2 protein-coding genes are annotated in these 1,196 nt (G+C 71.2%); both read right to left on the reverse strand.

Features of this window, described 5'->3' with window-relative positions; translation table 11 throughout:
- Nucleotides 1–171: 171 nt before the first annotated feature.
- On the reverse strand, nt 172–963 hold the full coding sequence (locus tag C8261_RS17090) for a DUF4123 domain-containing protein (RefSeq protein ID WP_107494928.1): 792 nt from the start codon (nt 961–963) through the stop codon (nt 172–174).
- Between the two features lie 3 nt (nt 964–966).
- A partial coding sequence (locus C8261_RS17095) for a DUF2345 domain-containing protein (protein WP_146161711.1) occupies nt 967–1,196 on the reverse strand: 230 nt, incomplete at its 5' end.

The following is a 1,196-nucleotide window of genomic DNA, read 5'->3' on the forward strand; positions in this document are numbered from 1 at the left end:
CGTTGGTCTCCGGGTTGATGAACAGGAAGCTGCTCAGCTCAACCTCGGTGTAGTTGATCGCCGATACCGCTACGGCCACCTGGCGGCCCCCGGTGGCCTCGCAGCCGCCCAGCCACAGTGCGGCCAGCAGCATGCAGGCGGTGGTGCGCAGGTGGCGGGTGAGTGCTGGCGTCAATCCCGGGCCTCGCTGCCGCTGTGCTCGCCGCCATGGGCCTGCAGGGCGGCGGCGACCATTGCCAGGCGTTGGGCGGGGCTGTCGATGTGTGCGGCGTCGGCTTCGCACAGCGCAGCTTCCGCCAGTGCGTGGCGCTGCGAGGGGCGGATGCTGCGGACGGCGGGCGGCCAGCTGTCGGCAAGGTGGGCGAGACATTCGTCGGCTTCCGCGTCGCGTACCAGGGCGGCGAACTGCGTGAGCTCGAGGGTGGCGCGCGTGGTCGGCGTCTGACCGTCGGTGGCGGTCTCCAGGGCTTGCCATTGCCCCTGGCGGTTGAGGCAGTGCCATTGCACGACAGGGCCCAGCAGGTGGGCGCGGCGGGCAGGGTCGAGGGTGCGCAGGATGGCGGGCTGGCGGCGGGTGTCGGCAAAGCGGAAGTTGAAGGCGCTGCCGTCGATCTCGACCACGCACCAGGCGGCCAGACTGTCGGCCAGGACTGCCGCTGGCGCGCTGCTGCGCAGCACCGCGAGTGCAGGGTGGCCGGCACTGGCTGCGAGGCATTGGTGCATGCCCGGGTGTTCGGGGTCGAAGTCGAACAGCAGCGGGGAGAGTTCGAGCGCGGCGGCGGTGGCGGGGCCGGCGTGCGCGAACAGCGCCATAGCGGGGATGCCGAGCGCCTGCAGGCGCTGGCGCAGGCCGGGGAGAAAGGCGCCGTCGAGCAGGATGACGGTGTGTGCGGGGGCGGCGCAGCGGGCGTGTTCGCGCAGCCAGTCGAGCCAGTCGGCGGCGGGTGGGTCGATGAGCGTCATGTGCTAGGCGAGCTGGGTGAACGCGGAGCCGCCGGCGAGGGCTTTCTTGAGGCAGTCAACGCAGATGCCGCGGGGAAACTCGGGCAGCGGGTATGAGCCGTTGACCGGCCCGCTGAAGCTCTTCTTTGCGGCATGGATGGTGAGGGTGCCTGGGCAGCGCACGGTGATGCTGCCGTCGAGGGTGATGCTGGCGCCGCCATCGACGGCGATGACGATGCGTTTGGCGGCGGCGA

The organism is Pseudothauera lacus, from assembly GCF_003034845.1.
Lineage (GTDB): Bacteria > Pseudomonadota > Gammaproteobacteria > Burkholderiales > Rhodocyclaceae > Pseudothauera > Pseudothauera lacus.